We start from the raw sequence: 25,780 nt of genomic DNA, 5'->3' as shown, positions 1-25,780 counted from the left end.
ATTTTATTTCTTCGGGCTTTTGACCACGACCAGTTTCTTTTGCACAAATTCTTTGAAACCATCAATCGAGAGTTCATGGCCATAACCGGAGTTCTTCATCCCGCCAAATGGTAATTCCGGCGTGGTATCGGTAAACCAGTTGATCCAGATCATGCCAGTTTCTACCCGTGACGCTAGCTTTTTCGCCCGCTCAATATCCTGAGCATGGATCACGCCACCCAGACCATAATTGGAATCATTGGCAATCGAAACAATCTCATCCTCATCCTTGGCCACATAAATCTGGGCAACCGGACCAAAGAATTCTTCATACCAGGCCGGATTATCTCGGCTGATATTTTCCAAAATCGTCGGCTGATAGAAATTGCCTGCATGCTCATACGGCTTACCACCAGTGACCACTTTCGCACCATGTTCTACCGCCTTATCGACCTGTTCAGTCAGCTTTTCCAAAGCGTCAGCGGAAGACAGTGGACCCAATGTGGTTTCAGGATCAAGCGGATCGCCAATTTTTAACCCTTCAAATACCTTGATCATGCCAGCCTTGAATTGTTCAGCGATTTTTTCATGCAGGATAAAGCGTTTTGCTGCCGTACAGACTTGGCCGGCATTATTGACGCGCGCCTGACAGCCTAATTTAATTGCGCGTTCCAGATCAGCATCATCCAGCACAATAAAGACATCATTACCGCCCAGTTCCAGTGTTGATTTTTTAAGATGTTTTCCGGCCTGCTCAGCGACAGCACTGCCCGCACCTTCTGAACCTGTGAGTGCCACACCACGTACACGTTTATCTGCAATCACCTCAGCAACCTGATCACTGCTAATAAACAGGTTGGTCCAGACACCTTTGGGTGCGCCTGCATCCAAGATCAGTTGTTCAAAAGCTTCGGCACATTGCGGTACAATTCCGGCATGTTTTGCCAGAACCGGATTACCGATGGCACAGTTCGGTGCAAAAACCCGCATTAATTGATAAAACGGAAAATTCCACGGTTCAACTGCCATAACAATGCCCAATGGATGATGCTCAACCCAAGATTCTCCCAGTTCCGTTTCGTAGGACACAGGCGCTAAAAATTCTTTGGCATGATCAGCATAGTATTCAGCAATTTTGGCGCAGGTTTCGATTTCACCTTCACTCTGCTTGATCAGTTTACCCATATCCAGCGTCATGAGCTTGGCCAGTTCCGACTTTCGCTCACGCATACTGCTAGCCAGCTTGCGCAGTACCTCAATACGGGTATCGGCCTTTTGAGCCCATTCCGATTTCAGGATTTTTTCTGCGGTATCGAGGGCATTTTGAATATCTTGATCGCTATGGGAGGGGTAGTCTTTCAATTTTTGATTGGTAAATGGATTGATAGATTGATAAGCCATGATTTTCCCTTTTTCAATTATAAGTTTCGCCTGTTCTGAACCCAGTCAAATGAAGTTATAACAAGCAAGTATCTGTTCGAATTATTTAACTTATCATTGATTTTTTTATGGTGTATGTTTGCTTACAGATTGGTTCAAAATATTACTGAGAAAGGGTAAAAGTTATATCGAGCGGTACAACAATAAGGTATGATCTGATACTATAAATAAAAGGATAACCTTCCTAAGGTATGTATTTAAGCGATATATAAGATACTTAAAGTGGCAAGCTTAGATGCAGATTTTAATAAGATTTTTAAGTATAAATATTAAGAAATGGGGAATTTGCGATTTATTGTTTATATAATCGCAAATTCATTTTTTAAAACTTATGATTTTGAAAGTTGAATCGAAGGCTTAGAGCAGTTTCCACCTATTGCTAAACTATATTTTTCAATCGCTTGCTTACCTTCAGCTTCATCAACCGCTTTTACGTTTGCACCACCAACGAATACACCTGGTTTAATATACTGCTGAATATAATAATTTTTCCCGCTCTCTGTAGATAGATTCAGATGATTAGGCGAAAACTCTGACTCAGTGGAAACAGTGTGCGTTTTACCTCCTTCTACCTCTTTATAAAAATATACACCACGAGCAGTTTCACCTAAGCATTCACCATTAATCCAAATATCTTTTTTAAGTGCTGCACCTACAACATTCTTCGAGCGGTACACATAGATTCCTGCTTGACCTACTTGTGGTGCTTGTACAGTTTTTTGTTGTTCTACTGCTTGTAGATTTGCTTTCGGAACCGATGCACAACCAACAAAGCCTATTGACAATAAAAACGGTAAAATTACTTTATTTGACACCCCGGAATCCCCTTATTTATTTTTAAGAAACCGAAATATAACAAAAATATAAATTATTTCCTAATAAAGGATATTAATTTTTACGCATAAAAAAACCACCCTTTCGGGTGGTTTTTTCAATCTCAAACCGTCTCTTACTGAGCGCGGTTTTTGATTTTGCGGATCGTTTCCAGCTGAGCAGCAGTTTCTGCAAGAGCAGCCAAAGCAGCAGCAGCGTCCAAATCGCCCTTTTGATTTGCTAGCAATTGTTCAGCGTGTTTACGCGCTTCAATAATTGCAGCTTCATCTAAGTTTTCTGCACGGACTGCAGTATCTGCAAGAACCGTAACAACATGCGGTTGAACTTCTAGAACACCACCAGATACATAGATCAACTCTTCTGTACCGTTTTCCAAAATAACGCGGATCGCGCCAGGTTGGAGCAAAGTTACCAGCGGAGCGTGACCAGGCATAATACCTAACTCACCGCCAGCACCTTTAGCAATTAGCATAGTTACAGTGCCTGAGTACAAAGACTCTTGAACACTTACAACGTCACATTGCATAGTCGCCATGAGAATCTCCTAAATTAGGGAACTAATTAAAGTTTCTCAGCTTTAGCAATCACTTCGTCAATACCACCAACCATGTAGAACGCTTGTTCTGGGATGTGATCGTATTCACCAGCTAGAAGACCTTTAAAGCCACGAATCGTTTCTTTAAGAGATACTAATTTACCAGGAGCACCAGTAAATACTTCAGCTACGTGGAACGGTTGAGAGAAGAAACGCTGGATTTTACGCGCACGGTAAACAACCAGTTTATCTTCTTCAGCAAGCTCGTCCATACCAAGAATCGCGATGATGTCTTTAAGCTCTTTATAACGTTGCAATACGTTCTGTACAGAACGTGCAATTTCATAATGCTCTTGACCAACAACTAACGGATCTAATTGGCGTGAAGTTGAGTCTAGTGGATCGATCGCTGGGTAAATACCAGAAGATGCGATGTCACGGCTCAATACAACAGTTGCGTCTAAGTGAGCAAACGTTGTAGCAGGCGATGGATCTGTCAAGTCATCGGCAGGTACGTATACCGCTTGGATTGACGTAATAGAACCAGACTTAGTCGATGTAATACGTTCTTGAAGAACACCCATCTCTTCTGCAAGTGTAGGCTGGTAACCTACTGCAGATGGCATACGACCTAGAAGTGCTGATACTTCAGTACCCGCTAGTGTATAACGATAAATGTTATCTACGAACAATAGTACGTCACGGCCTTTACCGTTTTCGTCTTTCTCGTCACGGAAATATTCAGCCATAGTAAGACCAGTCAACGCTACGCGTAAACGGTTACCCGGTGGCTCGTTCATCTGACCGTAGACCATTGCTACTTTGTCTAGAACGTTAGAATCTTTCATTTCGTGATAGAAGTCATTACCTTCACGAGTACGCTCACCAACACCAGCAAACACAGATAAACCTGAGTGAGCTTTCGCGATGTTGTTGATCAATTCCATCATGTTTACAGTTTTACCAACACCGGCACCACCGAACAGACCAACTTTACCACCTTTAGCGAACGGGCAAAGTAAGTCAATGACTTTAATACCAGTTTCTAAAAGGTCAGTAGAAGCTGCTTGTTCTGCATAAGAAGGTGCAGAGCGGTGAATTGGTAAACGCGCTTCAGTCGCAACAGGACCAGCTTCGTCGATCGGGCGACCAAGAACGTCCATGATACGGCCTAGAGTCGCTGTACCTACTGGTACAGAAATCGGCGCGCCAGTGTTAACTACGTTCAAACCACGCTTAAGGCCTTCAGTAGAACCCATTGCAATAGTACGAACTACGCCATCACCAAGCTGTTGCTGAACTTCTAAAGTAGTTTCAGTACCATCTACTTGGAGAGCGTCATAGATCTTAGGAACGCTGTTGCGTTCAAACTCGACGTCGATAACCGCGCCGATGATCTGAATGATACGACCGCTATTCATTGCTGTCTCCTCAATTCAAAATAATGTTAAACGGCAGCGGCACCACCAACGATCTCAGAAATTTCCTGAGTAATCGCGGCTTGACGCAGCTTGTTATAAATAAGTTGCAGGCTCTTAATGATCTCACCTGCGTTGTCTGTCGCTGCTTTCATAGCGACCATACGTGCAGACTGCTCACATGCGATGTTTTCAATCACACCTTGATACACCACAGACTCGATATAGCGAACCAACAAGCCATTTAAAAGCTCTTCAGCTTCAGGCTCGTAGATATAATCCCAACCGTATTGACGGTTAAGAGTCTTGTCTTCTTCAGCAGCAGCCAAAGGAACAAGTTGTTCGATCTTTTGATTTTGAGTCATGGCATTGACAAAGCCGTTTGACACTAGATAAATACGATCTAACTCGCCTTTATCATAAGCATCCAACATCACCTGTACAGAACCAGATAACTGCTCAAGACTCGGAGTATCACCGACTTGCGTCGTCGCCCCAAGCACTTTACCGCCGTAGTTTTTAAAAAACGAAACCGCTTTTTGACCAATTAAAGCAAATTGAACTTCAATTGACTGCTCTTGTTGCTGTTGAACGTGTTTTACCACTTTCTTGAACAGGTTAATGTTCAAACCACCAGCAAGGCCGCGATCTGAAGACACAATGATATAGCCAACGCGCTTAACCGGGCGTTCAACCATATAACGGTGTTTGTATTCAGGGTTCGCTTGGACCAAATGAGCAATTACACGGTGCATATTTTCGGCATACGGACGGCCTTGAGCCATGCGCTCTTGCGCACGACGCATCTTAGAAGCTGCTACCATTTGCATCGCTCGAGTAATCTTTTGCGTGCTCTTGATACTAGCTACTTTGGCGCGAATTTCTTTTAAATTTGCCATACGCTTAACCTAGTATTCGAAAGCCCTTGCGAGCTTCCGAAGGTTGATTCCGTGAACCAAACCAACACTAAATTCAACTAAGGTTGAACTTAGTAAGTTTGAGTCGCTTTAAAGCTTTCAATACCTGCTTTGATTGCAGCTTCGATGTCTTTGTTGTAATCACCAGAGGCATCGATTTGTTGCATTAACGCAGCATGTTCTGAACGGAAGTAAGAAATTAACGCAGCATCAAAGTCTACGATTTTCTTAACGTCTACGTCAGCCATGTAGCCTTCGTTAGATGCATAAATTGAAACAGCCTGGTCAGCAATTGAGTATGGAGCATATTGTTTTTGCTTCATTAACTCAGTTACACGTTGACCATGTTCAAGTTGCTTACGAGTTGCTTCGTCAAGATCAGAAGCGAACTGAGCAAATGCTGCCAATTCACGGTATTGCGCCAAAGCAGTACGGATACCACCAGACAATTTCTTGATGATCTTGGTTTGCGCTGAACCACCAACACGAGATACAGAGATACCCGCGTTCACAGCAGGACGAATACCTGCGTTGAATAATGATGTTTCAAGGAAGATCTGACCATCAGTAATCGAAATTACGTTGGTTGGTACGAATGCAGATACGTCACCCGCTTGAGTTTCAATAATCGGCAATGCAGTTAATGAACCAGTTTGGCCTTTAACTTCACCGTTAGTGAATTTCTCAACGTAGTCAGCAGATACACGAGAAGCACGTTCAAGTAGACGCGAGTGTAGATAGAACACGTCACCTGGATAAGCTTCACGACCTGGTGGACGGCGTAAAAGCAATGAAATTTGACGATACGCAACAGCTTGCTTAGACAAGTCATCATAAATGATTAACGCATCTTCACCACGGTCACGGTAGTATTCACCCATTGTACAGCCAGAGTACGGAGCCAAATACAGCATTGCTGCTGGATCAGATGCACCTGCTGCGACAACAGTGGTGTACGCCATAGCGCCAGTTTCTTCCAGCTTGCGTACTACGTTAGCGATAGTCGATTGTTTTTGACCAATTGCTACGTATACACATTTAATGCCAGAGTTTTTCTGAGCGATGATCGCGTCGATCGCCATTGCTGTTTTACCAGTTTGACGGTCACCAATGATCAACTCACGCTGACCACGGCCTACAGGGATCATTGTATCTACTGATTTATAACCAGTTTGTACAGGTTGATCCACTGACTGACGCCAAATTACGCCTGGTGCTACTTTTTCAACAGCATCAGTTAATTTAGCATCGATCGGGCCTTTACCATCAATCGGGTTACCCAAAGCATCTACTACACGGCCTAAAAGTTCTGGACCAACCGGAACTTCTAATACACGACCTGTGCAACGCGCTTTTTGACCTTCTTGAAGGCTTAAGTAGTTACCTAAAACAACGACGCCCACTGAATCCTGTTCTAGGTTCAGTGCCATACCATAAAGGCCGCCGTCGAATTCGATCATTTCACCGTACATTGCATCAGCAAGGCCGTGAATACGCACAATACCGTCGGAAACCATAACAATGGTCCCTTCGTTCTTAGCGGTTGCGCTGGTGTCCAGATCGCCGATACGCTGTTTAATGAGCGCACTGATCTCGGATGGATTCAGTTGTTGCATTGCGCTATACCTCAATCTTTTTAAAGTTCAGTCTTCTTATTTCTTAAGCAAGAAGACGAGTACGCATTTTCTCAAGCTTGTTAAGCGCAGAATCATCTATCACTTGGTCGCCTGCACGAATAACTACACCAGCAATAAGCTCTGGTTTCACTTCTACAGAAACACTTACTGCAGCTTCGAATTTCTTCTCTAATGCATGCGTCAGTAATTGTTCCTGAACAGAAGTTAATGGGAATGCTGATTCAATCACAACATCCACAGTATTGTTATTCTGTGATTTGAGCTGTTCATATTCTGCAGCAATTTCAGGAAGAAGCGTCAAACGGTTGTTTTCAGCAAGCAATGTCAGGAAGTTAGACACTGCTGCAGTTTGGTCTTCACCTAAAACTTTGGCAAAAAGAGACACCTGCTCAGCAGGTGTAAGCTCCGGGCGATTTAGATAAGCTGAAAATGCTTCGTCTTGCACCGCAGCACTGAGCAATTCAAGTGCAGTTGACCAAGAGTCAGTTGCACCCTGCTCAGAAGCGTAAGCAAATGCTGCTTTTGCATAAGGGCGTGCTAACGTCAAGAGTTCAGCCATAATCTGCCTCTCTTAAAGTTTAGCAGCCAGCTGAGTCAGCATGGCATTGTGAGCTTCTGCATCAACTTGCTGGCTAAGAATTTTCTCAGCACCAGTCACTGCAAGAGCAGCCACTTGTTGACGCAATTCTTCGCGAGCAGAATTGATTTCGGTATCAACAGCTTCTTTCGCTTGTTGACGAATACGCTCACCTTCAGCAGATGCTTGAGTACGCGCTTCTTCTACCAACTGTGCTGCACGACGGTTCGCTTGTTCGATCAATTGAGCCGCTTGTGCTTTTGCCGTGTCCAGTTCAGCTTTCACTTGTGCTTGCGCATCTGCAAGGTCAGCTTTCGCTTTTTCAGCAGCATTTAAGCCATCAGCGATACGACGCTGACGTTCACTAATCGCATTGATTAGTGGTGGCCATACAAACTTCATGCAGAACGCGACAAAAATCGCAAACGCAATCGCTTGGCCAAACAATGTGAGGTTGATATTCATTGCAAATTCCTCAAATAGTGAATTTCGGAATTAAGCTGATTAACCTACAAATGGATTAGCGAAGATGAAGAACAAGCCAATACCAACACCGATCATAGGCACAGCATCAAGAAGACCTGCGATTAAGAACATACGAGTTTGAAGTTGCGGAGCCAATTCTGGTTGACGAGCAACAGCTTCAAGGAAACGGCCGCCTAGAAGACCAAAACCAATCGCAGTACCTAAAGCACCGAAAGCGATCAAGATAGCAGATGCAATTGCAACTAGACCTAAAGTGAGTTCCATGATAATTCCTCAGAGGTTAGGTTTTATACCAAATTAAGTTAAAAAATTGTGTGCCCAACCATCCGTTGACAGTTAGGCAATACCATTAATGCTTTTCGCTTGCCATACTCATGTACACGATAGTCAACATCATGAAAATGAATGCTTGTAGCGTAATAATCAAAATGTGGAAAATCGCCCAAGGCACAGACAACGCCCACTGGATCCAGAACGGTAATAACGCGATAAGAATGAAGATTAACTCACCCGCATACATGTTACCGAACAGTCGTAGAGCCAATGAAACTGGTCGCGCCAAGAAAGTGGTCAATTCCAACAATAAGTTGAATGGAATCAAAAGCACTTTAGCAACTGGGTTACTTGGGTTAAATGGGTTAAGTGCTAACTCACCAACGAAGCCGCCAACACCTTTCTCACGAATACTATAGAAAATGATCAAGAAGAATACAGAAATAGACATACCGAGGGTAACGTTTGGATCTGTAGTCGGAACAATTTTAAAGTAAACCTGATGAGGGTCTACACCCAGCATAGAAGCAATCGCGTGTTGAGCTACATAAGGAATAAAGTCAACAGGGATCAAATCCATCAAGTTCATGAGGAAAATCCACACGAAAATGGTTAAAGCTAAGGGTGCAATTAATCGAGACTTCCCGTGGAAGGTATCACGTACACTTGAATCTACAAACTCGATAATCATTTCAATTGCAGACTGGAACTTGGTAGGAACACCAGCATTAGCCGCTTTCGCAACCAACCAGAATAACAAACAGAAAATCAGACCCAGTCCGATAGACCAACCCATTGAATCCAAGTGAATAGCAGTGAACCCCATCTGTTGAGCTTCAGCACCGCTCTCGGCCAATTTCCATGTACCATCTGGCATTTTGCCATAGGTCATGTTGGTCAAGTGATGCTTGATATACTCGGTCGAAGTAAGGGCATGTTCTTCAGCAGCCATAAATCACACCTGGTCAATGTCAAAAAACTAATAGAACAAACGAATATCGCGTGCTGCTTGATATCTCGCCTGCTCCTGAAAAACTTTTCAATTTCTTGTTGTGTCTATACTCATTTTTGTAGACGTGACGCCCAAAACGGAGCGACCCACGACATGGCTTGAACAAGTATAAAACCACAAAACAACGCCACCGCTGACAACGGTTCGACATTGCTTAAAATTAAAATGAAACCAACAATCACAATTGCAAACTTTCCCATTAAGCCTTTATACATGTTCGAAAGAACTTGTTTAGACGCGCGGGCTCCTGCTGCTCGAAACGATTGCCACGAAAAATAACAAGTCGCAAGCCAACAAACGAGCGCACCTAATGCTGCACTCAGGGCTGCGGTTGAGTCTTTCACGACCCAGCCGATCAAGGCTGAAACAGGGATCATACAGGCTTGCAGGAGGACCAAAGCTTTCGCTAATCGTCGGTCAATCAAGCGACTAGTTCGGCTCATTATTTATTCACTCACAGCAATCATGCTTGACAAGTTTAACAGGTGATTATTTTTAATCGCAGGCATTATAGAGTTACACCCCTGAACATGCAATCTTTTCCCGACCTTAGTCGTGTTTTTTTAAATCTGGGCAATGCTGTTAAACTAATCAAAATCTGTCTATTTTTTAAATCATTAGCGTGCATTTAATACGCACTTCTGGGTTTCTGCTGCTAATTGCTGCCAGGCTTGCACAAAGTCCCCTGCCCCGCTCATGCTTTCATCGACATGCTGAAACACCACCGGTTTCAGTTTTCGGTACTGATTTTCACTGGCATGACCTTCGGCCAGAAGGCACATTTTAGGCTGTGGGCGATGATCCTGTAAGAACTTGATTTGTGCCACAGTTGGCGAGACATGTGGATCATCGGTCAGTGCGCCCATGAATTTCAGATTCAAGGGACGTTCCAGATATTGATAGGCATCATGATACGACCAGTAAGCTTTGGCTTTAGTGCTGGAACTATAACGCTGGGCCGTCGCAAACATGCTTTGCGCAAAGTCGCGTGCATTTTTCCAGTACAGTTCACGGTTCTCCGGCAATTGTTGCGAACGCAGCGCCGCAATAAAGAAGCCAATCCTTACGGCATTATTTGGATCGAGCCAGACATGCGTATCAATGGTATTTTTTAAGGCCTCACCACGCGGGTTACGCATCGGCAATGTGGTCAAAATACCGGATTCCAAAATAGCGATACCTTTATGACTGTCATTCAGCACTTTGGCCAGCGGTGCTTCATGCGCCTGACCCAGCCAGATCACCAGACCGGCATCCTGAATGATTTTACGATGTGCCGGGGTCAGACTGACATCATGTCCGCTCTGATTGGCTAGTAATAAAGTCGGCTGTTCCACGCCCTGGGTAATTTTCTTGGCAATCAGATAGATCGGCTGAGTCGAGACCACCAGACTTTGTGACCAACTGAGTGTGCTGAACAAAGCCAAAAGACCCATTGCAAGGAGACGGAACATGAGTAGAAATCACTTAAAAACGAGAAAATTAGTGAGTGTTATAATATAACAAAAATACAAAAATACCTATGCCCAATCGAAACTCTGAACGCTTCATGTTAAGATTTGAAATCTATTAATTTTCAGTTTCGCACTTGAGGTGAACTATGGGTTCTTGTTCGCACGAACACCACAACGCATTGCACGGCGTGCACGACCATCCCAATGTCGCACAACGTCTTGCTGAAGCGGAAAGTCTTTGTGCAGCAACAGGCGCACGCCTTACCCCTTTGCGTAAAGAAGTGCTGGAACTCATTTTAAATGCGACTGGCCCGATGGGGGCTTATGATTTACTGGCACAAATGAAAAATGCCAGTGATCGTCCTGCGGCGCCACCTACGGTATACCGAACTCTGGATTTTTTATTGGGTAAAGGGCTGATTCACCGCCTGACCTCGATCAATGCCTATATTCCTTGTTGCCATCCACGTGAAGGGCATCAGGCGGCTTTTTTAATCTGTACCGAATGTAAAGCGGTGACAGAAGCATCAGCGCAAGGTCTGCTTGACCAACTTGATGCACTTGCAAGCTCGGATGACTTTAGCGCACATCACAGCATTATTGAAATTTCAGGAATCTGTCAGCAGTGTCGCAACAAAGCTTAAGTGCCTCCCCCCTGATTCAGCTCTCCCAGATCTGGGTCAAGATTGATGAGCGTGATATTTTAAAAGCCATTAATTTTTCATTGCAAGAAAAAGAGATTGTCACGCTGATTGGCCCGAATGGTGCAGGCAAGTCGACTTTAATTAAAGTCATGCTCGGCATCTTGAAACCGCAATCCGGTGAGATCAAAACTGCACGTAAACTGAAATTCTCTTATGTGCCGCAAAAATTCAATCCATCGCATAGCTTGCCGCTGCGGGTCAAAGATTTACTGGCGCTGGAAAAATGTCCATCCAAAATCAAAACTGAAATTATTCGCGATACTGGCATTAGTAAACTGCAAGATTCCAAAGTTCAGCAACTCTCAGGCGGTGAGCGTCAGCGGGTGCTCTTGGCACGGGCCTTATTACGCCAGCCGGATATTCTGGTGCTGGATGAACCGATGCAAGGTCTGGACATTCAATCCGAAGCTGAACTGTATGAATATGTGCGTAACTTGCCGGAAAAATATGGCTGTGCCGTATTAATGGTGTCACATGACCTGCAATGGGTGATGCAAGGTACGACTCGGGTGGTGTGCTTGAACAAGCATATCTGTTGCAGTGGCCTGCCAGAAAGCGTACAGCAGCATCCGGAATATCAGGCAATCTTTGGCACCAATCGGGTGTTTTATCAGCATCATCATGATCATTGTGCGCATGGCGATTCTGCTACGCCGTGTCAGCATGATACGCGCCCTCATATTCACCCCGAGCCGGAAGCTTAAACCATGATGGATTGGTTACAACTCCTTTTACCTGCATGGATTATGGGCACGCTACTGGTGTTTCTGACGGCACCACTAGGCTGCTTGATGCTGTGGCGTCGTATGTCATTTTTTGCTGATACTATGGCACATGGTACTTTACTGGGTGTTGCGATTGCAGGCGCCTTAAGTCTACCGCTGTGGATGGGCGTGACCTTCTTGGCATTATTGCTGGTTGCCATTCTGTGGGTGCTACATGATCCCCGCCTCCCCAATGATGCCCTGCTTGCACTGTGTTCAGCGACCTTACTTTGCTCGGGTTTATTGTTTATTCAACATTTACCAAGTTTAAGACCTGAACTGCTCAGCTATTTATTCGGTGATCTACTGACCATTTCCTGGACGGACTTGCCCACGTTCGCCATTGTGATCATTCTGGCCTTAGGTGTTTTATATAAAAGCTGGCAAGCCCAGATTCAGATCGCGATTGATCCGGATATGGCGGTCAGTGAAGGGGTAAATGCCAAATGGCAACGCCTGATCTTTATGTTATTGCTTGCGCTATTTACTGTACTGGCTTTACGCGCGGTCGGTTCCCTATTGATGGGTGCATTGTTGGTTATTCCTGCTCTGACTGCTCGCCTTCTGGCAAACTCTCCACGCCAAATGGTGATCTGGGCATTCGTGATTGCACAGATTGGTGTGACAGTAGGCCTCTGGTCGAGCGCAGGCCTTAATACTTCAACTGGGCTGACCATTGTGCTGACCATGGCAGTGTTATTTGCAATGATGTTTATCTTTCAAAAATTTAAAAAGCTGAGCTAGGACATGGGGACTAAACGCTACTTTGTGAGTGCCTGTTTGCTCGGTCAAAAAGTTCGTTACGATGGCAAGGATTGCCTTGTCAAAGAAGTGCTCGAATCTTTAGTTCCAAATCAATATATCAGTCTGTGTCCTGAAATCTCAGGTGGACTACCGATTCCACGTCCACCTGCCGAAATTCAAAATGGTTCAGGCTTAGATGTACTTGCGCAAAAATCTTTAGTTATAGATATTCTAGGCAATGATGTTTCTCAAGCTTTTATACAAGGTGCATATCTCGCTTTAAAAGTTGCGCAAGACTTTCACGCCACACATGCAATTCTTAAAGCCCACAGTCCCTCTTGTGGTAGTGATTTGATTTATAACGGATCATTTTCAGGACATAAAATTCAGGGCGATGGTGTTACCGCTGCACTCTTTAAACAACATGGCATTGTTGTGATGACTGAAGATGAATTCTTGGCGCAATTATCACAGACTATTCTTTAATTTATAAAAGCGAAATTCAGGATTAAACAGCCCAATCAAAAATAAAATCGTGAATGCAATCCAAAAGAACCACGCCATCATAATTACCTGATCTTTCGTCCATTCTTCAGATTGAGATATGTTAAACACAAACCATGTTTTCCAGCCTCTAATATATGCTGCCCCGCCCCACGAAATAATCCACTTGGTTAAAATGCAGTGTAAGACATAGATCAAAATCCATAATGGCGTTGACATGCTGCTTTGCCTATTGTTGTTTTCATGCGATCAAACTAGATGAAATACGCTTAAAAATCAATTAATAGACTTAAAAATGTATTCCATACTGTTATTGATGTACCAAACTCAACAAACTAGCAGCACAACCGAATAATACGGCAAATGTACGATTTAGAATTTTCTGTTGTTTTGGTGACTTGAGCAATCGTAAAACTTTTGCAGCAAGCCCCGTGTAGCCCGCCATCACAATCAGATCAATCGTGATCATGGTCAGCGCCATAATCACATACTGAATCCATTGTGATTTGGATAAATCCAGAAATTGTGGCAATACAGCCAGTAAAAACACAATGGCTTTGGGGTTACTCATATTCACCAAGAAACCATATAAAACCAGTTTCCCCGCAGACTTACGTGCCAATTCATGTTTAATTTCAATGGATTGTAGTGGCGCTTTCCACTGTAAAATAGCCAAATATAATAAATAGCCCACACCAAACCATTTCACCACCAAAAATGCCCATGGCGTGGTCGCAAACAGCACCCCCACTCCGGCTGCCACCACTGCAATCTGCACCAGTAATGCCAGTTGCAGACCCAATGCATTCCAGTAGCCATGCCGAAAACCATAATTCAGCCCACTCGACATCGAAGAAATTGCCCCTGCACCGGGTGAAACACTAATCACCCAACAGGCCAGCATATAGGCAAACCACATTTGGTAGGACATGAACATTGAACTCTGGAAAACTTGCACAATATTATAGGACTTATCCAATAGATTCAGGCTAAAAAATTGCTTAAATATAAGGCGCTGCACTGTTCACTCTGCAGAGCTTCAGGCACAATATGTGCATTAAAAAACAGGATTTATCATTACAGGAGCCATGAATGACAGCCCAATCGGTAATCTTGCCCCTCCCCTCAGATCATGCTCGCTTTATTGTATTGCGTCTTAAAGACTTAAATATTGAAGCACTCAAAGAAAAATTAGAACATCTTTTTACTTCTCGTGATCGTCTGATTACGCAACATCCTCAAGCACAAATTAAAACAGCGGTCGCTTTTGGTCCTGAGCTTTGGTCAAGACTTTATTCACAAAGCCCTGCAGGTTTCAAACAGCTTGAACCGATTCAGGGTTCATTTGCAATGCCGGTTGTTCCGGCAGATATTCTGATTCATATTGCCAGTGCACGGGCGGATATCTGTTTTGCGCTGAGTCAGGCTTTTTTTGAAGGAATTCAGGATCAGGTTGAAGTTCTGGATGAACGTGTCTGCTTCCGCTATTTTGATGGCCGTGATGTGACAGGCTTTATTGATGGCACTGAAAATCCGCAATTCCCAGATGATCGTGCTGAGGTGGCATTACTTGGTGAAGATACGGGCATTTTCCAGGATGGTTCATTTATTTTTGCCCAGCGTTATGCGCATGATCTGAAAAAGTGGAAAAAGCTGAAAGTCGATACTCAAGAGCAAGTGATGGGTCGTACCAAACTGGAATCGATTGAACTGGAGGATGAGGTTAAACCGGCAAATGCTCACGTTGCACGTACTGTAGTGGAAGATGAAGAAGGCGAAGAAATGGAGATTCTCCGTCATTCCTTGCCTTATGGTGATGGCCGTGGTGACCAAGGTCTATTCTTCATTGCCTATACCAAAGATTTAACTATTATTGATGCCATGTTAGAGCGTATGTTTGGTACGTCTGGCGATGGGATCCATGACCGCTTGCTACACTTCGTCACTCCACTAGATGGAGCATATTACTTTGCACCGAGTGAAGAGTTGTTGGAAGAAGTTTTGGAAGGGTGAAGTTAAAAAAGATTGCTACATTAATGATGTAGCAATCTAGTAACTTATTTTTTCAGTAATTTCTTAGAATTTATATTTTCACAACCTAATGTATAGAATAAACATTTTAATTCTAAATTCAATACTAATTTATAATTATTAATTTTACCGTTACCTTCGCTGATATCCGCCTCATATAGATATTCTCTTTCTTTGACAAAATAAGAAAAATTATCACCAGCCAATATATTTAAATAATTACTTTCTAAACTCTTAGATGAAGAATCTACTACTGGAACCTCGACTACTAAATTTGATAATTTATTATATATAAATATATTAGAACTAAATTTTTTATAAGCTCTTTTCACATAATCTATTTCACTAAATTCTCTTGTTCGAAAAGCTACTATTTTTTCATCTTGATATAGTATCTTTAAATCGACACTAGATTTTAAAGGCACTGTACTTTGGAACAAAGTATATTCTATTTGATTATTAAAGACCTCAACACCATAACTTTTAAGAATATAATTTCCACCAGAATATTTTTTATTTTTATTACCGTAATCAACCAAACCTAACTTTAAGTTTTCATTTAATTGAGAAAAACTACCAAATTGATCTAAAAACAAAATTGGCTCATTGGTTTGTATAGCACTTTGCTGATAATCATTCCAATCTATATTATTCGAATGACACGATAATGAAAAAAAAGTACTAATTATTACTAGGAATTTAATTATTTTCATATTTTTTAAAAAGCCTAAATTAATTTATTTAAAAAAAAGGGGATAGGATCAAATCTTCCTTGTAGGCCTTTACCCAATAATGGCGAGCTTCTTGTCTCAAAATGTAAATGTCCACCCTTTGAAATAGTAGTCATTCCACTCGCATTTCCACTAGAACCTGTTTTACCTAAAACTGTTGTAACATCCACAGCATCTCCCTTTTCAACATTTATTGTAGATAGATGTGCATAAAAAAAATAAATAAAATTACTGTTTATAATGTTTTTTAATGCATAATTTTTTTGTTGTATAGGCAGGTCATCAATGTTTACTTCTAATACAACAATTTTACCATATGGCCCTCCACTATCCTTTGCAACAGCAATAATGCCACTACATACTGCAAAAATATTTGTACCTGAGTCAGCAGCTAGATCTATACCCTGATGATTTCTTGTACCTCCATTTCTAACCTTCCCAAAAGTGGCACTTTTGATATTTGCAAGACCAGCAGTTCTTAACTTATTTACTGCTAAAGGATCTACCCATATTTCACTTCCTCCTACAGGTTTATTTTCTTGTACTTCTTTACTTAAGATTGGTGTTGGTGTTGGTGTTGGTGTTGGTGTTGGTGTTGGTGTTGGTGAAGAAGTTTGTTCTAATAAAATTTTTATTGTTTCTTCTAAAGATAAATTTACCCCGGAAGTTTTTGATTTATCCAGTACATAATCATAAATATTAATATGTGCATCAATATAAGCTCTTAACCATGCTCCATAGGCAGCTTTTGCATCATCATTATATCTTTTCAAATAATCTGAGGCTCTTTGTTTACCTTTACTTCCAAATTGTGCAAATAACAAATTCTTCGCTCTTTGTTGAGAAAAACTATTTTGTATGAATGACCTAGTACCACCCGCTCCTTCATGATGTAATAGATAAGCAAATTTCGCTATTGAACTTGGTTCTGTTAATTTTTGATAAGGCAATTTTGACCATTTAAAGTTAACGACTGCATAAGCTGCTGCTGCATCAATAGAGAATTCAGGAATGAATCTCAAATTGAGAAGTTGCTTCTCAGTGAGCTTCTTATTTTTTGAAGCATATTGTCCTATTAGAGTATGTTGATTTTTACAAATTTCAAGCCAAGTACTTTTTAAAAATTGTGTTAGTCCAGCAGCATTTGTACTTGCATTAAAACTTTCCGGATCCCATTCACCATTACTTTTTTTTGCAGCCTCAGCATGAATTAAAGCTGCGAGGCTATGAGGTGTAAAATTATGCCGCTTCGAAGCCTCTATAACGAATTTTCTATATTTATTATTGACGCTACTTAGAATAAAGTTTTCTTCTGTAAATTGGCTTGCAATTATATGAGTACTATTACCTGAATCAGTCCTTTTTTGATCACTTCTTGGCTCCGGCAAAGATGATTTATTAGTATGTAGCTCATCTATTTTTTTACTTCCTCCCATTATAACTGGGTCTGCTAAATTTTTTAATGATTGTTTAATTTCATCTAATGTCTGTTGGGCTATACCAGACTTAGGATAATGTACACCTGAAACCTTCATTTGTCTTGAAGTTAATCTTAAAACTTTTTTTCCTATAGGTAATTTTTTATGATGAGCTATTAGATCAAAGGCACCTTTAATATTTTTATAATAAATTTTTAGTCCTTTTAAATGGTCTAATATTTCTATATTATAGATTACACCATCTTTAAAAATTATTTCTTTTGACTTATCATCATATTCTAGCTTTACAGTACCTTTTGGAATTGACTTAAAAGATAAATCTAATAATATGATTTTTAAAACCACTTCAGCATTAATCTTATTCTTTTCATTAATATAAATTTTTTGACCTATTCTTATTTTATGGATCATAGAAGTATCTAATTCATTAATTTCTGCTATTTTTTTCACAGTAATATTAAATTTTCTCGAGATACCCCATAATGTATCTCCTTTTTTTACGATATAATAATTCACAGAGACTACCTTTATAATTATTCAATATCTTCCAACTGAATTCCATGCTCTCCCACATCAAACTCATCTTCTATATCAGGCACTTTAAATTCCAAATCTTCAAAGCTACTAGACCATTGTTTAAATCCTACTAATGCTTCATAAGCTAATGATTTTTGAAAAATAGATAATTCAGACTTACCCTTTAAATCAGTTTTACCTTCCCATAAAATTTCCTTATTTTCAGGTGTGAACATAGTTACCTCTGCACCTTCAATTCCTGTACCGCCCAAACTAGTAAATAAAAAATCTACAGCATATGGACCAATTTTAGGCAACTCAGGTAAATCATAAAAAGTTTTAGCCCCTCCCATAAAACTATGCTGCCCCGCCTTACACTCAAATTTCCCACCAGTTGTGACACACACTCCACTGCTATTAATCTTTATTTGAGACCCTCCTGCGGTTAGCAGGATCTCTTTCGGACTGGTGATCTCAATTTTGTCTTCAGTTGAAATCAGATTAATCACCTTCCGTGCAATTGCTTCGATGGCATCATCTTGGGCCTGTATTTCAATTTTACCTTTGCCTGCATATAAGCGTGCTCCGTTCTGAGCAGCAAATAGGCTGATCTTGTGCTGCGCATGTGCAATCAGAGACTGTTGAGTCGATAGATGGATATTTTCCCCTGCACTGTAATTTATCTGCTGGTCTGCAGATAAATGAATATTTTCATTTGTACTCAGCGCAATCGAATGTGGTGCCGTTAATACCATAACAGCCTGTTTAAATGCAGTGGCTTTGTTCGCATCTTCAGTTTCAAGTTGATTCAGAAATTGTTTTAAGCTATTAAAAAGCTCAAGCGGATCAGTCTGCTGAGCTTCTGCCATGTCACTCAGAACTTTGGTGTTATTCAGATTTGATTCCATCTGGTTCTTGGCAGGCTTAGCATCCAAGTGATTACCTGCTGCAGCATCTTGCGAATAGGTCGAAATCAGTAAACCTTGCCCTGTTCGTACTGCCCCCCACTGATCTGTCCTTAGTTCAAACCCTTCCCCACGACTTTCACTCGATTCGGTTTCTTTAGGATGACTGAGATGTCCTAAATTCAACTGGCTAGCCCCATGACTACTGTGTAACTGCGCACTAATCTGATCCGTCGTATCATCAAAACGCAGCTGGTTGAAACCCTCACCCTCTACTTCTTGGGAACGGATCCCACTGAGTTTTCTGGTGGCTGGTAATTGTCCCTTCGCATCAAACATCACTGGATGTCGTTCTGCTTCGTGAATCCGTCCCATAACAAAGGGCCGATCGATATCGCCTTCAAAAAAATCAATCACCACCATTTCACCAACTCGTGGATGCAATCTGACTCCATAACCTTCACCAGCCCAAGGGGTTAATACATCAATCCAGGCCGAATCGCTATCATTGTCATTGCTGCCTGCACCGGCATCATGTTGATGGTCATCGCTTCGGGTAAATAGAAAATGAATTTTCACTCTTCCCCAAGCATCGACATGGATTGTTTCACCTTCAGGCCCGACCACTCGAGCTCGCTGCGGATATGCAACGGGGCGATGCATAAAAGGCTGATATTCAGGTACGACTGGGATGTCACGGCGGACGATATACAACTCATTGGCCTGCCGTTCTTCCTCCGAAATTTGCCAATCACTTTGACCGAGCAAGCTGTCTAGCTGCAATAAAATATCTTTAGGTAAATTATTCTGGTTATAGAAGCGTTTACCCAAAATCAAAAATTCACGCTCATGCACGGGATGCTGATCAATTTCAGCATGCTGTTTTAATTCAAACCAATACCCGACCTGAGCATCACGTACACTGCTGCTGGCTTTAAAATATTTGGATTGCAGCGCATGATAATGATTGAGCTGCTGATTCAGTCGTTCCAGTTGTGCCGTACCAGATGCCGTCACCTGATCCTCGGCATTCAAATCACCTGTCCAGGCCGGACTAATGTTCCAGGCATCTTCAAGATTCAGACTGGCCGTATCCTGCACGCTACTTTGCTGATGAGTATTTAATAAGGACTGGCTTTGATCCTGCGCAAGGTGCTGCGCTTGCCAGCGCTGGGTATGGGTACTGTTGGAATTAAGCTGACGTACGGCAATCAGACTGGTCAGCGTATCAAACTGCTCGGTGGCATGACTGCGATGGAAGCGGATTGAACGGCGTTTTAAAGCTGAAAAGGCTTGAGAATGATCGATTAAACGCAGGTTCTGCGGCTGAATCTCAGTAGCGGACACCGGAACAATGGAGTGCTTTTCATCAATCAGCCAGCTTATTCCTTCACTACGCCATAAACGCGTTAAAAAATCATAATCCGACTCATTGGACTGCATCACAAAAGGGCGTACATCGTAATCCCGATTTAATCCGGTCAGGTCCAGACTAAGACTGGCTGCAAATAATGCACTTCTACTTTGCCATTCACTAAATAATATTTCACTGATTTCGCGCACGCTCTTATTCATAAACACCCGACTATTACGGCGTTTGTGCCAGAGTGCAGTAGCATCCTGCATGGTCAGTTTATACAGACTCAAGGCACCGTCGCTGTGTCCCTGACTGGCTGCGGTAATAATGCCACTGGTTCGAAAAAGTTCGCCACGATCTGTTACCTGATCTACTGCCACCTGACAGCCTATAAATTGCTTTAAAGCAAGATTGGCCTGCGTAGAAAGGCAGATCAGTTCTGCCTGCAGACCCTGATTAATCTGATGCTGGCCATCAATCCGCTGAATCAGGACCTGATGATTTAAGAGCAGATGTGAAAACTGCAGATGCAGCGCACGATGCTGCCGGTTCAGCCCAAGTTGCTCCAGCAGCAGATGAATATGTTTTGGCATTTTATAGTTATAGTTTTAAGCATTATTATTGTGGAGCAAATTCTAGGAAAAGTTGTCCATTTCGTCCAGCTCGGTGTGCATTTCACATAATTAGGCATTTGATTTTCAGTAATTCAATTGCACCTATTCAATAAATCTCTGAAAAATAGAGGTAAAAATAATGCCAAATATTTCAGAATTTTCTGATTATCCAGAGTAGAACTTGCTGCTACACTGGATTCAATCTTATTTTCAAGGCCAAGGACATGCTGAAATTCCCCTCTAAACTGCCTGATCTAGGCATCACGATTTTTAGCACCATGTCGGCCCTGGCACGAAGACTCGGCGCATTGAACCTTTCACAGGGATTTCCAGACTTTCCTGCGCCACCGGCATTGATTGAGGCTTTGAGCCGAGCCAGTCGTGACGGATTTAACCAGTATGCACCTGGAGATGGCTTGCCGATATTGCGTGGTCTGGTGGCCGATCTGTATCAACAGCGCGATCAATTGAGCATTGCCCCGCTAGAAGAGATCACGATTACTTCCGGCGCCACAATTGCGATTTTTTGTGCGATTCAGGCCACAGTTCGTGCGGGTGATGAAGTGATTATTTTCGATCCGAGCTATGACAGTTATGCACCTGCAGTACAGCTGGCTGGTGCAACGCCCGTACATATTGCATTACAGCATCCAGAGTTTTCTGTGGACTGGAATCAGGTGAAAGATGCCATCAATGACCATACCCGCATGATAGTGGTCAATACCCCACATAATCCCAGCGGTAGTGTCTGGTCAAGAGCAGACTGGCAGCATCTGATTGAGCTGATCCGTGAGCGCAATATTGTGGTGTTATCCGATGAAGTCTATGAACATCTGGTTTTTGACGGCGTTCAGCACCATTCAGCCTGGTCATTTCCTGAACTGCGCGAGCGTAGCTTCGTGATTGGTTCTTTTGGTAAAACCTTTCATGTCACCGGCTGGAAAACCGGTTTTTGTATTGCGGCACCGCCACTCATGAAAATGTTCAGACAGATTTATCAGTTTGCCAGCTTCTGTGGCGTGACTCCGATTCAGGTGGCTTTGGCGGAATACATGCAACAGCATCCTGAACATATACGCGAACTTTCCCGGTTCTATCAAAACAAACGTGATCTATTTAATTCATCAATAGAAACATCACGTTTTAAATGGACGCCCTCTCAAGGAACTTATTTCCAGAATCTCGATTATTCGGCTATCCGGCCTGATTTAAATGATGTAGAGATGTGTCATTTTCTGGCAGAGCAACACGGGATCGTGGCAATTCCAGTCTCTGTGTTCTACCAGCAAGCGCCTGCCGATTTACGCCTGCTCAGGTTCTGTTTTGCAAAAAAAGAACAGACCCTGATTCAGGCAGGTCAAATTCTTTCAAAGGTTTAATTCAAATTTTAACTAAAATTCTTATAAAATAAATGCCTTAGTTACTTAAAAGCTAAGGCCTTTATTTCTGCTTTATTCAATAATAGCGACATAATTAAATAGATGAAAAATCAATAACAGGATAGGGCATGGCACAGCAATCACTGATCCAACAACAGAATTTATGGAAGGCCTTTCTGGTATTTCTGTTGCCATTAATTGCAACCAACATCCTGCAAAGCCTTTCAGGCACGATTAATACGGTTTTTGTCGGGCAAATGCTGGGAGTCAATGCCATTGCTGCGGTTGCGGTATTTTTCCCGATCCTGTTTTGTTTGATGGCTTTTGTCATTGGCTTATCTGCCGGTTCTACTGTACTTATTGGACAGGCTTGGGGCGCAAAAAATATCGAAAAAGTGCGCTGTGTGGTCGGTTCAACTTTATTTATGACCTTGATTGGCGGAAGCTTGATCGCGCTGTTTGGTGTGATTTTTGCCGAAAATATCCTCTTGGTGCTCGGTACAGATCCGGAGGTGATGCATTTATCCTTGCCCTATGTGCAATGGATGCTGGCAGGTAGTCCCCTAATTTTTATTTATATTATTTATACCTCTATCTTGCGCGGTGTAGGCGACAGCACCACACCGCTGTTTGCTTCCGCACTCACCATTGGCGTGGGCTTGGTAGTCACCCCGATATTAATTGCCGGATATTTTGGCTTTCCCCAAATGGGTATTATCTCGCCGGCAATTGCCACCATTTTGGGTAATCTGGCCGTATTGTTGTTTCTAGTCCTGTATTTAAATTATAAACAACATCCGCTCAGGCTCGACTGGGCATTATTAAAACATATCCGCCATCAGCCTAAATTAAGCAAAATTATTTTAAGTCTGGGCGTTCCGACTGGAATACAGATGATCACGACTTCTGTCGCCGGTCTGGTGATTGTCGGCTTGGTCAACCGCTATGGCGCAGAAGCAACGGCTGCCTATGGTGCGGTCAACCAGGTGTTAAATTATATCCAGTTTCCTGCTCTGTCGATTGCGATTGCAGCTTCTGTGTTTGGTGCACAAGCGATTGGTGCAGGAAAATCCGATTTACTGAATAAAGTCACACGGACTGCACTCAGTATGAATATTCTGTTTACTGGCAGTTTGGTAGTTTTGGCCTATCTGTTCTCAAAATATTTAATGGCACTGTTTATTACTGATCCTCAGGTCGTGGTGCTGGGTCAGCAACTTTTATTCATTGTGCTTTGGTCTATTTTATTCTTTGGTGCCAGCGCCATTTTTGCGTCAATTATGCGTTCAAGTGGTACGGTAACTGCACCGATGCTGATCAATATTTTTGCAATTCTCTGTATTGAAGTTCCTGCCGCTTATCTGTTTAGCCGGTGGTGGGGGCTGGAAGGGATCTGGTATGCCTATGCATTGGCCTTTGTCAGCATGTGTATTTTGCAGGGACTGTATTATCAGTTGGTCTGGAAGAAAAAAACCATTAAAATATTGGTTTAGCTTCATTATTTTACATGCCTACAGCCTTACAGCAACTCACTCCTGATCTACAATAAAAGATTAAAAACCCGCTTTTGCGGGTTTAATATCCAATGATTTAAGCAGATTTTTTCTTCTTTTTGCCGAATTGGCTTGCCAGTGCAGTGACATGCTGATAGCCGCTTGGCAAGATCCGTTGAATCAAATCAACAGCTTTGGCATCGTTACCAATTAATAAACGGCGTTTGTCTTTCTGTACCGCCTCCAGAATCTGACGAGCGGCTTCTACTGGCGGGCAACGCAGCAGTTTATTAAAATTACGGGCGGCTTTTTCCGGATTCATGCCCAAGGTCAGCATACTGTCATTCATTTTCGCAGCATTGGCAATATTGGTACGGATTCCCCCCGGATGTACACAAAGTGCACTCACACCGCAATTTTGCAGATCAAGTTCCTGACGCAAGGATTCGGTAAAACCACGCACTGCAAACTTGGTCGCGTTATATGCCGACTGGGTCGGCTGCGCGGTTAAACCAAACAGACTGGAAATATTAATCACATGACCATCGCCGGTTTTCTTGATTAAAGGCAAAAATTCTTTGGTGCCATACACCACGCCCCAGAAATTAATGTCGACGATCCATTCCAGATCTTCATAGCTCGCACCTTCTACGGTGCAGCCAAGTGCCACGCCGGCATTGTTAAAGATCATATTGACACTGCCATGATCCTGCTCCACCTGTGCTGCCCAGTTGCGTACCTCTTGTAGCTTGGCCACGTTGACTTTTTGACTCGTCACCCGAACATCACTGCCCTGCAACAATTCAACCGTTTGTGCCAGTCCCTGTTCATTAATATCACTTAGTGCCAGATGACAGCCTTGCTGTGCCAGCAAAACTGCCAGTTGCTGACCGATCCCTGAACCGGCACCGGTAATGGCAGCGACTTTATTCTTAAAATTTTTCATTGAATTTCCTTATGTAAATAACTGCTCTTCCATGACAGCAGGATCTTGCTCTGTTGTTTCAGGAGTTAGCACAGATCCTCAATATAATTTTGACAATATAGATTGTCAATAATTATCCGATGTCCTTAGCGGCCAAATTCCTCTGCTGAATTTCGACATAGGTCAAAGCGTGATTTATTGCTAAGATATTCAAAATCTTCATGCAGATGAGTAGCCAGGCCTTATGACCGATTCAATCAATGCAGCAGCACCATCACGACCACCCAAAAGCAAGGAACGTCAGTTTAAAGGCCTGTCGATGGCTGAGCGACAGCAGGTACGTCGTGAAAAGCTGATTGAAGCCGGCATTGAAGCTTATGGCAGCCATGGCTTTTTTTCAGTAACCGTAAAAGATATCTGCAATGAAGCCAAACTGACCGAACGTTATTTTTATGAATCTTTTAAAAAAAGTGAGCACCTGTTTCAGACCATCTTTTTAAAACTGATTGATGAACTGCAACAGAATGTCATGCAGGCCATGATGCAGGCATCCACTGATCCGAAAAAAATGATTGAAGCGGGTCTGACTGCCCTGCTTAGCACCTTGCGTGACAATCCGCGTATGGCACGGATCATTTATATTGATGCCATGCTGGTACAGGAGTTGCATAATCAGGCCACCATTCATGAAACCATGTCGCGCTTCGACCGCATGATTCATGCCTTTGTCATGTTAATGATGCCGCAGTTAAATCGTAGTGAGCAGGAAATTTCACTGGTGTCAACCGGGTTAAATGGCTATGTCACCCAAATTGCTATTCGCTGGGTCATGAGCGGATTCAAGCAGTCATTGGAGGAAGTTTTATCATCGTGCAGTGTGGTATTTTTGGCACTATTAGAGTCATTTTCCGACAAAAAATAGCTGTTAAATCGAAGGTTTAATCAGATTTTCTGCATTCTAAAACAGATTGCAGGTTTCTGCTGAAGCATCGATAAAAGTAAAATTAATTTATGATTTTTTAACAAGTTTCTTTACTAAAATTGTCACAAATCTTTGCGAATTTCAGCAGTTTTTCCCTTTCTGCAATGATACTGTCATAATTAGTCTTTGT

The 25,780-nt window shown here is 42.5% G+C and carries 26 protein-coding genes; 8 read left to right on the top strand and 18 right to left on the bottom strand.

The genetic code is table 11. The features are described from left to right. Positions 1–3: 3 nt before the first annotated feature. The 12 genes from FTU90_RS09760 to FTU90_RS09705 form a co-directional block, all read right to left on the bottom strand. Positions 4–1,380: an NAD-dependent succinate-semialdehyde dehydrogenase gene (locus FTU90_RS09760; protein WP_180072506.1), complete on the bottom strand. Its 1,377-nt coding sequence runs from the start codon at positions 1,378–1,380 to the stop codon at positions 4–6. Between the two features lie 368 nt (positions 1,381–1,748). Then, entirely contained in the window at positions 1,749–2,234 is a 486-nt protein-coding gene (locus FTU90_RS09755) for a DUF2846 domain-containing protein (RefSeq protein WP_180072504.1), read from the bottom strand. 134 nt (positions 2,235–2,368) lie between these two features. Further along, positions 2,369–2,788, bottom strand: coding sequence for a F0F1 ATP synthase subunit epsilon (locus FTU90_RS09750; RefSeq protein ID WP_064096955.1), 420 nt, complete (start codon positions 2,786–2,788; stop codon positions 2,369–2,371). Between the two features lie 26 nt (positions 2,789–2,814). Further along, the gene (gene atpD / locus FTU90_RS09745; protein ID WP_004280997.1) at positions 2,815–4,209 is read right to left on the bottom strand and encodes a F0F1 ATP synthase subunit beta; all 1,395 of its coding nucleotides are present in this window, start codon (positions 4,207–4,209) and stop codon (positions 2,815–2,817) included. A gap of 26 nt (positions 4,210–4,235) precedes the next feature. Next, positions 4,236–5,105, bottom strand: coding sequence for a F0F1 ATP synthase subunit gamma (gene atpG / locus FTU90_RS09740; RefSeq protein ID WP_004280996.1), 870 nt, complete (start codon positions 5,103–5,105; stop codon positions 4,236–4,238). Positions 5,106–5,194: 89 nt separating this feature from the next. Next, entirely contained in the window at positions 5,195–6,739 is a 1,545-nt protein-coding gene (gene atpA / locus FTU90_RS09735) for a F0F1 ATP synthase subunit alpha (RefSeq protein WP_074383695.1), read from the bottom strand. A gap of 43 nt (positions 6,740–6,782) precedes the next feature. Further along, positions 6,783–7,319, bottom strand: a complete 537-nt coding sequence (locus FTU90_RS09730) for a F0F1 ATP synthase subunit delta (protein WP_005173826.1) — start codon at positions 7,317–7,319, stop codon at positions 6,783–6,785. Between the two features lie 12 nt (positions 7,320–7,331). Continuing rightward, entirely contained in the window at positions 7,332–7,802 is a 471-nt protein-coding gene (locus FTU90_RS09725; RefSeq protein ID WP_005173825.1) for a F0F1 ATP synthase subunit B, read from the bottom strand. Positions 7,803–7,841: 39 nt separating this feature from the next. Next, entirely contained in the window at positions 7,842–8,087 is a 246-nt protein-coding gene (gene atpE / locus FTU90_RS09720) for a F0F1 ATP synthase subunit C (protein ID WP_000424060.1), read from the bottom strand. A gap of 85 nt (positions 8,088–8,172) precedes the next feature. Then, a complete protein-coding gene (atpB, locus tag FTU90_RS09715) occupies positions 8,173–9,048 on the bottom strand; it encodes a F0F1 ATP synthase subunit A (protein ID WP_005094552.1) in 876 nt (291 codons plus the stop codon). A gap of 110 nt (positions 9,049–9,158) precedes the next feature. Then, on the bottom strand, positions 9,159–9,551 hold the full coding sequence (locus FTU90_RS09710; protein ID WP_005173819.1) for an ATP synthase subunit I: 393 nt from the start codon (positions 9,549–9,551) through the stop codon (positions 9,159–9,161). Positions 9,552–9,725: 174 nt separating this feature from the next. Then, positions 9,726–10,562 (bottom strand): metal ABC transporter solute-binding protein, Zn/Mn family, encoded by an 837-nt coding sequence (locus tag FTU90_RS09705; protein WP_005094557.1) that lies wholly within the window; start codon positions 10,560–10,562, stop codon positions 9,726–9,728. Between the two features lie 146 nt (positions 10,563–10,708). On the opposite strand from FTU90_RS09705, the gene FTU90_RS09700 reads away from it, so the two are divergent. The 4 genes from FTU90_RS09700 to FTU90_RS09685 are packed head-to-tail and all read left to right on the top strand — an operon-like array spanning position 10,709 to position 13,260. After that, positions 10,709–11,206, top strand: a complete 498-nt coding sequence (locus FTU90_RS09700) for a transcriptional repressor (RefSeq protein ID WP_005173814.1) — start codon at positions 10,709–10,711, stop codon at positions 11,204–11,206. After that, the gene (znuC, locus tag FTU90_RS09695) at positions 11,188–11,970 is read left to right on the top strand and encodes a zinc ABC transporter ATP-binding protein ZnuC (RefSeq protein ID WP_180072502.1); all 783 of its coding nucleotides are present in this window, start codon (positions 11,188–11,190) and stop codon (positions 11,968–11,970) included. The genes FTU90_RS09700 and znuC overlap by 19 nt, the downstream gene beginning before the upstream one ends. Positions 11,971–11,973: 3 nt before the next feature. Beyond that, positions 11,974–12,774: a zinc ABC transporter permease subunit ZnuB gene (znuB, locus tag FTU90_RS09690; RefSeq protein ID WP_100329705.1), complete on the top strand. Its 801-nt coding sequence runs from the start codon at positions 11,974–11,976 to the stop codon at positions 12,772–12,774. 3 nt (positions 12,775–12,777) lie between these two features. Next, positions 12,778–13,260 (top strand): DUF523 domain-containing protein, encoded by a 483-nt coding sequence (locus FTU90_RS09685; RefSeq protein ID WP_005094567.1) that lies wholly within the window; start codon positions 12,778–12,780, stop codon positions 13,258–13,260. Here the strand turns inward: FTU90_RS09685 and FTU90_RS09680 are convergent. Together FTU90_RS09680 and FTU90_RS09675 are read right to left on the bottom strand one after the other, a co-directional pair. Then, entirely contained in the window at positions 13,243–13,497 is a 255-nt protein-coding gene (locus FTU90_RS09680) for a hypothetical protein (protein ID WP_100535451.1), read from the bottom strand. The genes FTU90_RS09685 and FTU90_RS09680 overlap by 18 nt on opposite strands. Positions 13,498–13,588: 91 nt before the next feature. Next, positions 13,589–14,209 (bottom strand): LysE family transporter, encoded by a 621-nt coding sequence (locus FTU90_RS09675; protein WP_180072500.1) that lies wholly within the window; start codon positions 14,207–14,209, stop codon positions 13,589–13,591. Positions 14,210–14,370: 161 nt separating this feature from the next. On the opposite strand from FTU90_RS09675, the gene FTU90_RS09670 reads away from it, so the two are divergent. Further along, complete coding sequence (locus FTU90_RS09670; protein ID WP_180072498.1) at positions 14,371–15,291, top strand: Dyp-type peroxidase; 921 nt, start codon at positions 14,371–14,373, stop codon at positions 15,289–15,291. Between the two features lie 44 nt (positions 15,292–15,335). Here the strand turns inward: FTU90_RS09670 and FTU90_RS09665 are convergent, their stop codons facing one another. Genes FTU90_RS09665 through FTU90_RS09655 form a run of 3 tightly spaced genes read right to left on the bottom strand, consistent with a single transcriptional unit; the run spans position 15,336 to position 20,850 of the window. Then, positions 15,336–16,022 (bottom strand): hypothetical protein, encoded by a 687-nt coding sequence (locus tag FTU90_RS09665; RefSeq protein WP_100358038.1) that lies wholly within the window; start codon positions 16,020–16,022, stop codon positions 15,336–15,338. A gap of 14 nt (positions 16,023–16,036) precedes the next feature. Next, complete coding sequence (locus tag FTU90_RS09660; protein WP_180072496.1) at positions 16,037–17,995, bottom strand: LysM peptidoglycan-binding domain-containing protein; 1,959 nt, start codon at positions 17,993–17,995, stop codon at positions 16,037–16,039. Between the two features lie 17 nt (positions 17,996–18,012). Then, positions 18,013–20,850, bottom strand: a complete 2,838-nt coding sequence (locus FTU90_RS09655) for a type VI secretion system Vgr family protein (protein ID WP_180072494.1) — start codon at positions 20,848–20,850, stop codon at positions 18,013–18,015. 245 nt (positions 20,851–21,095) lie between these two features. Here FTU90_RS09655 and FTU90_RS09650 point away from each other — a divergent pair, with 245 nt between their 5' ends. Then, positions 21,096–22,250, top strand: coding sequence for a methionine aminotransferase (locus FTU90_RS09650; RefSeq protein ID WP_180072491.1), 1,155 nt, complete (start codon positions 21,096–21,098; stop codon positions 22,248–22,250). Positions 22,251–22,378: 128 nt separating this feature from the next. Further along, positions 22,379–23,743 (top strand): MATE family efflux transporter, encoded by a 1,365-nt coding sequence (locus tag FTU90_RS09645; RefSeq protein ID WP_180072489.1) that lies wholly within the window; start codon positions 22,379–22,381, stop codon positions 23,741–23,743. Positions 23,744–23,840: 97 nt separating this feature from the next. Here FTU90_RS09645 and FTU90_RS09640 read toward each other — a convergent pair whose 3' ends face one another. Then, entirely contained in the window at positions 23,841–24,689 is an 849-nt protein-coding gene (locus tag FTU90_RS09640) for an SDR family oxidoreductase (protein ID WP_005094585.1), read from the bottom strand. A gap of 223 nt (positions 24,690–24,912) precedes the next feature. Here FTU90_RS09640 and FTU90_RS09635 point away from each other — a divergent pair, with 223 nt between their 5' ends. Beyond that, positions 24,913–25,590, top strand: a complete 678-nt coding sequence (locus tag FTU90_RS09635) for a TetR/AcrR family transcriptional regulator (RefSeq protein WP_005173788.1) — start codon at positions 24,913–24,915, stop codon at positions 25,588–25,590. Positions 25,591–25,780 lie beyond the last annotated feature (190 nt).

This window comes from Acinetobacter sp. YH12200 (assembly GCF_013418175.1).
GTDB lineage: Bacteria > Pseudomonadota > Gammaproteobacteria > Pseudomonadales > Moraxellaceae > Acinetobacter > Acinetobacter pseudolwoffii.
Note: the sequence above shows the minus strand (reverse complement) of the source record. Positions and strands in the feature narration are given on the sequence as shown.